Below are 8,569 nucleotides of genomic sequence, written 5' to 3'. Positions count from 1 at the left end.
CCCGCCGCGGAAAGCGACTGCCCGGAGCAGAAATCGGCCGAAGCAGTTATCGAATTTATTGAGTTTTATTCTTTATAATCGATTGTATTATAATAAATGATAATTTTAAATGGCTGATAGTAGCCATGGAGATTCAGCGGGAAAAGCAACGGCTGAAGGTCCTGCAAGAAGCCGGTTTTGCTTCTGAGGAAGCTAAGAGCGCCCGCCGCGGAAAGCGACTGTCCAGAGCGGAAATCGGCCGGAGTAGTTATCGGGTTTACTAACTGCCTTCTTTATAGAGTAAATCCATAAATAATTTGAAATGATTGGTAGAAGCCAAGGAAGTACAGCAAGAAAAGCAACAGCTGAAGATACCGCAGAAAGTGGGTTTCTTCCGAAAGCTGAAAGCGCCCGCCCGGAGTGGAAATCAGCCGAATCTGTTACATCATCGTTTATATATTTAACATAAAACCAACCATCTTTGAGAAAACAGTCATTTGAAAAGGACCAGCCCGTTTTTCTGAACTGTTAAAAAGTTATCGCAAATCAATAAATAGTGTGGTATAATCACGTTTAAATATTTAGAAAACGACGAATGGGGGAAGAGATTTGAGAAAATTACTTATGCTTTTCACGATTACAGCAATTATAATGTTAGCTGCATGTGGTTCCGATGACGCCGGAGATACTGATGGCGCTTCTTCCGATGGTGGAGATACATATAAGATAGGAGCAACGCAGATTGTAGAACATCCATCACTTGATGCGGCATACGAAGGATTCAAGGATGCGTTGACAGATGCTGGACTGGAAGTGGAATATGATTTCCAAAGTGCACAAAATGACCAGAATAATGTGAAACCAATCTCTGATGGTTTTGTAGCAGATGATGTGGATTTGATATTCGCCAACTCGACACCAAGTGCACTGGGGGCTTTGCAGGCAACAAGTGATATCCCGATTGTCTTTACATCGGTTACGGACGCTGTAGATGCTGGTCTTGTTCCATCAATGGAAGAACCAGGAGAAAATATTACAGGCGTGGTTGATCTTCACCCGGAACAGATTGAAGCAACGGTTGATTTCATCAGTACCTATTTTGAAGGGGCTACAGTAGGAATGGTATATAATGCGGGAGAGCAAAATTCTGTCACACAAGTCGAAACAGTGAAAACGGCAGCAGAAGAAAAGGGACTGGAAGTAGTTGAACGAACTGTGGCCAATTCTGCTGAAGTGCAGCAGGCAGCAACGACGCTTGTCGGAGAAGCGGATGTATTCTATATTATTACCGATAATACAGTGGTCTCTGCCCTGGACAGTGTGGTAGGGGTTACCAATGACCAGGACATTCCCCTTATTGTAGGGGAGCCCGATTCTTTAGCTAAGGGTGGCTTTGCAACATTCGGAATTGATTATCATACAATCGGATACCGTACTGGGGAAATGGCGGCGGAGATATTGACTGGTGAGAAGGCTCCAAGTGATTTCCCTGTAGAGTACCCACCTGAAATTCAATTGTTTATTAATAAGCAAGGTGCCGAGGAACAAGGAATAGAATGGAATCCGGAATGGGATGATATGGCACAATTTGTCGAGTAATATTTTAACTGCTGGAGCCAGGTGATTATCTGGCTCCTTACCGTTATAGCTATAAACTTCATGGATTTGCGGGAGGAAGAGAATCATGTTCATTTCTTTATTTGGTGCTGTCGAATCAGGGGTTATCTATGCCATTATGGCTCTAGGTGTTTATTTAACCTTCCGTGTATTGGATTTTCCTGATCTGACAGTCGATGGCAGTTTTGTGACGGGAGCGGCTGTTGCTGCAATCTCAATCGTAAATGGCATACCGCCTGTAATAGGAACCTTATTTGCCTTGCTTGCCGGATTTATAGCTGGATGTATAACCGGCTTATTACATACAAAAGGGAAAGTAAATGCATTGCTAGCAGGGATTCTCATGATGACTGCCCTTTATTCCATCAATCTGCGCATATTGGGACAACCTACATTATCGATGTTGAATGAGATGACTGTATTTAAACAACTGGATTCATTCTGGTCCGCGATTGGTATTGATAGTGCTCTTAACGGGCTTCTCTCACTACTCGGGATAGATAGACTGCCTTCCACATGGGCAATTGTTATCGTTATGGTTGTGGTTACGATAGTGATCAAGCTTGTGACAGACTACTATTTGAAAACAGAAGTTGGTCTTGCTCTCCGGGCAATCGGAGATAATAAAAAAATGATTCGGAGTCTTTCGGCCAATACTGACAATCTGACAATTGTAGGTGTCGGAATCTCCAATGCTCTGGTGGCGTTATCTGGTGCATTGATTGGACAGCATGGGGGATTTGCCGATGTCAATATGGGAATCGGAATGATTGTCATCGGGCTGGCATCGGTCATCATTGGTGAGGCGCTATTTGGTACGAAAACAATTGCCAGAGCTACGCTAGCGGTTATTGGGGGAGCGATTATTTATCGGATCATTGTGACGCTGGCACTCCGGGTGGAATTTCTTGAAACGGGGGATATGAAGCTGATTACGGCAATCATCGTTATCTTCGCATTGGTCGGTCCTAGAATCTATCAGGTGAGGAAAGAAAAGAAGCGGCGTCTTCAAAAGCGGCAACAGCTAAGTGCTCAGACTGGAGGGAAGTACAGTGCTTAATATTACCAGCATTTCCGTAACCTTTAATGAAGGTACTCAGGATGAGAAAAAGGCGTTAAATAATATTGATCTTAACTTGAAACAGGGAGATTTCGTCACGGTTATTGGGAGTAATGGAGCGGGTAAATCAACACTGATGAATGTCATTTCCGGTAATATTCTTCCAGACGCAGGTGATGTTTTCATTAGCGAAAAACAGGTCGTTAATTTGCCGGAGTATAAACGGTCAGCATTCATAGGGAGAGTATTCCAGGATCCGATGGCAGGTACGGCTCCATCGATGACGATTGAAGAAAATCTGGCGATGGCTTATTCGCGGAATAAGAAGAGAAAATTAAAATATGGCGTTACAAAGAAGCGGAAGGACTTGTTCAGGGAACACCTTCAAACACTGAATCTTGGCCTGGAAGACCGTCTATCGGCTAAGGTCGGATTGCTTTCCGGCGGGGAACGTCAGGCCCTTTCTCTGCTAATGGCTACATTTACAAAACCGAACATTCTGCTGCTGGATGAGCATACCGCAGCACTGGACCCATCCCGTGCCGAGCTGATCACATCACTTACCGAAAAAGTTGTCCGGGAATCAGGACTGACAACATTGATGGTCACACATAATATGCAGCAGGCACTTGATCTCGGCAATCGATTGATAATGATGGATAAAGGTCAAATCATATTCGAGGCTCATGGAGAAGCTAAACAGGAGCTTACCGTTGAAAGACTGCTGCAGGAATTTCAGCGGATTCGCGGTGAACAGTTTGAGGATGATCGAGTTGTGCTGGGATAAGCATATCCAGTAGACAGTGCGCCGCCATTGTGAATGGAAGATTAGGCAGCGCGAAAATTCAGTGTTTTATAAGAAGCAGCTAATTGGCAGGTAGAACGTGGCGTAGAACCGCGTTTTCCTGCTGTTTTTTGTTTAGGTACCAGTTCCTGGCTGCCTGGCTGATATTTATTGAGGAGGTTTATACTTTCTTTGTATGTTTTAGATGGTTGGGGAAGTTAAATCTATTAGGGTTGAATATAAGTTTACGAGAGCTGCGAAATCAAGTGATTCGACTGTATATCGACTTTTAAAAAGGAAAAAAGATAAGAAATTAATTGCTTTCAAACTTTTTATATGATAATGTTTAATACAAGATATTGACCATATATAAACCGAATAACACTATATATTGTATATGAATAAAGGTGACATCACATCATATGTCTTAAAAGGGAACCCGGTGCAATTCCGGGACTGTCCCCGCAACTGTAAGTGTGGATGAACGAGAATACCACTGTATTGACTGTAACTGTGCAGCGATATGGGAAGGACTCTAGTAAAAAGAAACACAAGTCAGGAGACCTGCCTTTATTTGAAGTTTCATTTCTCCGGGTGAGAGATTATGAGACGATAGGAATACATATTTCTGTCGTTTTGTAGCCGTTCATCCATTGAGGAGGAACGGCTTTTTCGTTGTACATACATATAGAGATAGGGAGGCATTATTCATGATAGCGGAGAAGGCAATGAACGATGAAAAAATCATAAGCAAGATTAATGAGGTATCAGAAGGCCTGTCGATTGATAGAGAGCATTGGGCCCACAAGGCGCTGAAAACCGTAAAACGAGATGCAGCACCAGAAAAAGCAGCAGATACAATGATTAAACTTGCACTGGAGAATATTGATGAAGCAAATCCGGATTGGACATATGCTGCAGCAAGAATATATTTGCAGGAGCTGTACCGAAAAGCGGCCGTTAACCGCGGTTGCAGAAATGACCATAAACCCGGATCGAAATACGGCTCATTCTATCAATTGGTGCAGTCTTTAACAGATCAAGGCGTCTATGCGGATAATATTATCTCCAAGTATTCAAAAGCAGAGATGGAGCATTTGGAGCGGGTCATCAATCCGGAGAAGGATAATCTGTTTACCTATCTGGGGATCTATACCATCGCAACGCGTTATTTGGCAACGGACCATGATAAAAACATCTATGAACTGCCGCAGGAACGGTGGATGATTATCGCAATGTATCTCATGCAGGATGAGAATCGCATACAGCGGATGAAGCTTGTGGAAGAAGCTTATTGGGCCTTAAGTAATCTGTATATGACAGTAGCTACGCCTACACTTGCCAATGCCGGTAAAACACACGGACAATTATCAAGCTGTTTTATCGATACCGTCGATGATAGTCTGCAATCGATCTATGACAGCAACACCGATATCGCAAAACTCTCCAAAAACGGTGGCGGAATTGGGGTTTACATGGGAAGAATTCGTGCTAGAGGAAGCTCCATCAAAGGATTTAAAGGGATGTCGAGCGGGGTGGTGCCATGGATTAAGCAGTTGAACAACACCGCGGTCAGTGTCGATCAGCTTGGGACCAGGAAAGGTGCCATTGCGATCTATCTGGATGTGTGGCATAAGGATATAGAATCCTTCCTCGATTTAAAACTGAATAATGGCGACGACCGCATGAGAGCGCATGACATATTTACTGGAGTATGTTTACCGGATTATTTCATGGAAAAGGTTGAAAAGCGGGAAGACTGGTATTTGTTTGACCCGCATGAAGTAAGACAGGTTATGGGTTTTTCGCTTGAAGATTTTTATGACGAAGAGATTGGAAACGGTGAATGGAGAAAAAGGTATGAGGCATGTGTGCAATCAGATAAGCTAACGAGGAAAAAGATAGCCGCCATCGATATTATGAAGCGGGTCATGAAGTCGCAGTTGGAATCTGGTACACCGTTTATGTTCTACCGGGATGAGGTCAACAGGCAGAACAGCAATAGCCATAAGGGGATGATCTATTGCTCGAATCTATGTACAGAGATCACACAGAATCAGTCTCCAACACAGTTTATTGAAGAATTTCTTGAAGATGAAAATATGATTGTTAAAAAATATCAAGCAGGTGACTATGTTGTCTGTAATTTAAGCTCGATAAATTTAGGCAAGGCAGTTCCAGATCAGGTGCTGGAGCGTCTGATAAACATTCAGGTCCGTATGCTTGATAATGTAATCGATATTAATACACTGCCAATTAAACAGGCAGAGCTGACCAACAAAAAATACCGCGCTATCGGACTTGGAACATTCGGATGGCATCACCTGCTGGCCCTTGAGAATATTAAATGGGAATCCGATGAGGCAGTGGAGTATGCTGATCATCTTTATGAAAAGATAGCCTACTTAACTATTAAAAACAGTATGGAATTAAGCAGGGAAAAAGGGAGCTATCCCGCATTTGCAGGCAGCAAATGGAGTACCGGGGAATATTTTGCGAACAAAGGCTATAGCAGTGAAGCATGGGCAGCGCTAGAAGCAGAGGTAGCACGCAACGGCATGCGTAATGGATACCTAATGGCCGTAGCCCCCAATTCTACAACTGCGATGATCGCCGGCTCAACGGCAAGTATTGATCCGATTTTCAATGTTTTTTACAACGAAGAGAAAAAGGATTTCAAAATTCCTGTAACAGCACCGGAATTGAATCATCGGACTTATGATATTTATCGCCGGTCAGCATATATCGTTGATCAGCGCTGGTCCGTTAAACAAAATGCTGTAAGACAAAAACATATTGATCAGAGTATTTCATTCAATTTCTACGTGCCGAATACAATACGGGCATCTATTTTGCTTGATTTGCATCTGCAGGCATGGAGGGAAGGTATAAAGACAACCTACTATGTCCGTTCCACATCAAATGATGTGGAGGAATGTGAGTGGTGTCAAAGTTGAGGGTACTGATTGCATATTTATCCTATAGCGGCAATACAAAAGAGGTTGCCGAGATATTGCACCGGAAATTGGATGAAGAAGGTTTCTCCGTAGATATGCATCGTATTGGTGCAGATGCCCCGTTTTGTCCTGAAGATTATACGTATATCTTCATCGGGACATTCACTTGGGACAGGGGAAGTACACCGGATGAAGTGAAGGACCTTGTGCTGGAGATTGGATATAAGCCGGCCAATATCGCGATATTTGGAACTGGGGATACGCAATTTGGCGGTGACCATTTATTCTGCAGAGCGGTGGATCGACTGTCCAGATTTTATCATAGTCCCTGGGATGGGCTGAAGATCGAACAGTCGCCAAGAGGTAGTCAAGAACGGAAAGTTGAAAAATGGGTAGAAGGAGTTTTGCAGCATGACAAAAGCTTTGCTTGAAAAAGCTAAGACATTGGAGCCGATTAATCCGAATAAATCAACTGGATTATTTGGAGGGAAGTCAAGTGGAATATTGAACTGGAATGATATTGCCTATCCGCATTGGCATAAGATCTATAAGCGGCTTGTAGGGAACTACTGGCAGGCTGATGAGGTGAATATGTCGAGTGACGTGAAGCAATTTCCAGAGCTGACAGCGGATGAACAGGAAGCATATCTTAAAATAATCGGACTATTATCGACCTTAGATGGTCCACAGACGAGGACAGCCTTGCTTTTATCTTTATATGCAACAGACCCCTCTGTCCAGTCTATTATGGCAGTCATCGCCCAGCAGGAAGCTGTCCATAATGAAAGCTACTCCTATGTACTTTCTTCTGTAGTCTCGCTTGACGAACAGAATCAGGCATTCCAGCAAGGAAGAATCAATCCAGTACTGCTGAAGCGAAACGAAACCATCATGCAGCAATATAATTTATTTGTTGAGGAGCCGACAATTGAAAATATCTTAAAGACGCTTGTCTATACGTCATTGCTTGAAGGAATGTTCTTTTATTCTGGCTTTGCCTTTTTCTATCATCTGGCAAGGCAAAATAAGATGGTCGGGACCTCAACGATGATCAGCTATATTAATCGTGACGAGCTCGAGCATGGCCGTTTCATTGCAGAACTGTTCCGTGCAGCCTTGTCAGAGAATAGTGAGGCTAACAATAATGAATTTATCAATTGGATTTATTCCCGTTTCAGGCAGTCAGCAGAACTGGAAATCGAATGGTCCAGTCACATTTTGGGCAAAGTAGAGGGCATTGACCTGGATGAGATGGAAGGATATATCCAATATCGTGCCAATAAAATGCTGCGGATGATGGGACTAAGTGAAATTTATCCGGAGCATGTGGATAACCCGATGCTATGGATTAGAGCCTACGTCGATAATTTTGACGGAACAAAAACGGATTTCTTTGAACAGAAATCAAGGCAATATACGAAAACAAGCGACCTGAATGGATTTGATGATCTTTAACTATTGCGGTTGAAAGCAAGAATTTCCTAAGCAAGCTTAACTGAAGGCTCTTAAGTAATGTTGTTATTTCTAACTCTGTATTTGGTGAAAAATGCCACATAACTAGAAATCATTGGTGCTTTATCCGCTGGAGTCTCCGTGTATTCTCTCCGCTGTGATTTAGCTTTCTGAATCAAATTACTGATATTCGATGTAATTTGATGATATGCTTTATCCTCGCTTGGGAGATACACTTCGCTTTCTGCGGGCTCGCGATGAGCCAGGGTACGACTTGCGCTTACTCCTTTGCTCCCTTGCACCGAGGAACCCTGCTTCGAAGTGAAACTGGAAGACGCAGGTGCACAAGCGGGGTCTTAGGGTCTTCGGTTTATCTGAAGACAAAAAAGCCAAAGTGAATTTCCTTATTTCTATGCTGCTATGTCCATTTATAGAAATTGTGATGGGAAATCACCGCTCCGGAAATAAACTGCGCTTTCCGCGGGCTCGCGCTAAGCCTCCTCGCTCGCAAAGTTCGCTCCCTGTGGGGTCTTAGCGTCTTCGCTTTCCCGCAGGAGTCTACGTGTATTTCCTCCGCTAAGATTTGGCTTTCTGAATCAAATTACTGATATTCGATTATGAAGCTGATTGATTGGAGCATAGGGCAGTCGACTCCAGCGGGAAAAGCAACAGGTGAAGATCCCGCAAGAAGCCGGTTTTGCTTCTGAGGAAGCTGAAGCG

At 43.4% G+C, this 8,569-nt stretch carries 6 protein-coding genes and 1 riboswitch; all 6 genes read left to right on the top strand.

The window, feature by feature from the left end; translation table 11 throughout:
- Window positions 1-588 precede the first annotated feature (588 nt).
- The 6 genes from OMHG_RS04040 (at window position 589) to OMHG_RS04015 (ending at window position 7,852) form a co-directional block, all read left to right on the top strand.
- Entirely contained in the window at window positions 589-1,578 is a 990-nt protein-coding gene (locus tag OMHG_RS04040) for an ABC transporter substrate-binding protein (protein WP_010648534.1), read from the top strand.
- 85 nt (window positions 1,579-1,663) lie between these two features.
- The gene (locus tag OMHG_RS04035; RefSeq protein WP_010648531.1) at window positions 1,664-2,656 is read left to right on the top strand and encodes an ABC transporter permease; all 993 of its coding nucleotides are present in this window, start codon (window positions 1,664-1,666) and stop codon (window positions 2,654-2,656) included.
- Window positions 2,649-3,443, top strand: a complete 795-nt coding sequence (locus OMHG_RS04030) for an ABC transporter ATP-binding protein (RefSeq protein ID WP_010648529.1) — start codon at window positions 2,649-2,651, stop codon at window positions 3,441-3,443. The genes OMHG_RS04035 and OMHG_RS04030 overlap by 8 nt, the downstream gene beginning before the upstream one ends.
- 385 nt (window positions 3,444-3,828) lie before the next feature.
- Window positions 3,829-4,026: riboswitch (cobalamin riboswitch) on the top strand.
- A gap of 124 nt (window positions 4,027-4,150) precedes the next feature.
- Window positions 4,151-6,397: a ribonucleoside-diphosphate reductase subunit alpha gene (locus OMHG_RS04025; RefSeq protein WP_010648527.1), complete on the top strand. Its 2,247-nt coding sequence runs from the start codon at window positions 4,151-4,153 to the stop codon at window positions 6,395-6,397.
- Window positions 6,382-6,828: a flavodoxin gene (locus OMHG_RS04020; protein ID WP_044476701.1), complete on the top strand. Its 447-nt coding sequence runs from the start codon at window positions 6,382-6,384 to the stop codon at window positions 6,826-6,828. Before OMHG_RS04025 ends, OMHG_RS04020 begins: the two co-directional genes overlap by 16 nt.
- Window positions 6,809-7,852: a ribonucleotide-diphosphate reductase subunit beta gene (locus OMHG_RS04015; RefSeq protein WP_010648524.1), complete on the top strand. Its 1,044-nt coding sequence runs from the start codon at window positions 6,809-6,811 to the stop codon at window positions 7,850-7,852. The genes OMHG_RS04020 and OMHG_RS04015 overlap by 20 nt, the downstream gene beginning before the upstream one ends.
- The last annotated feature ends 717 nt before the right edge of the window (window positions 7,853-8,569 follow it).

It is taken from the genome of Oceanobacillus massiliensis str. N'diop (assembly GCF_000285495.1).
Taxonomy (GTDB): domain Bacteria; phylum Bacillota; class Bacilli; order Bacillales; family Amphibacillaceae; genus Oceanobacillus; species Oceanobacillus massiliensis.
The sequence above is the reverse complement of the archived record's forward strand: the minus strand, read 5'-3'. Positions and strand labels throughout refer to the sequence as shown.

Bases quoted from the DNA above. Each gene is read 5' to 3' on its own strand.
- OMHG_RS04025 (WP_010648527.1), top strand. From the start codon at position 4,151: ATGATAGCGGAGAAGGCAATGAACGATGAAAAAATCATAAGCAAGATT.
- OMHG_RS04035 (WP_010648531.1), top strand. From the start codon at position 1,664: ATGTTCATTTCTTTATTTGGTGCTGTCGAATCAGGGGTTATCTATGCC.
- OMHG_RS04015 (WP_010648524.1), top strand. From the start codon at position 6,809: ATGACAAAAGCTTTGCTTGAAAAAGCTAAGACATTGGAGCCGATTAAT.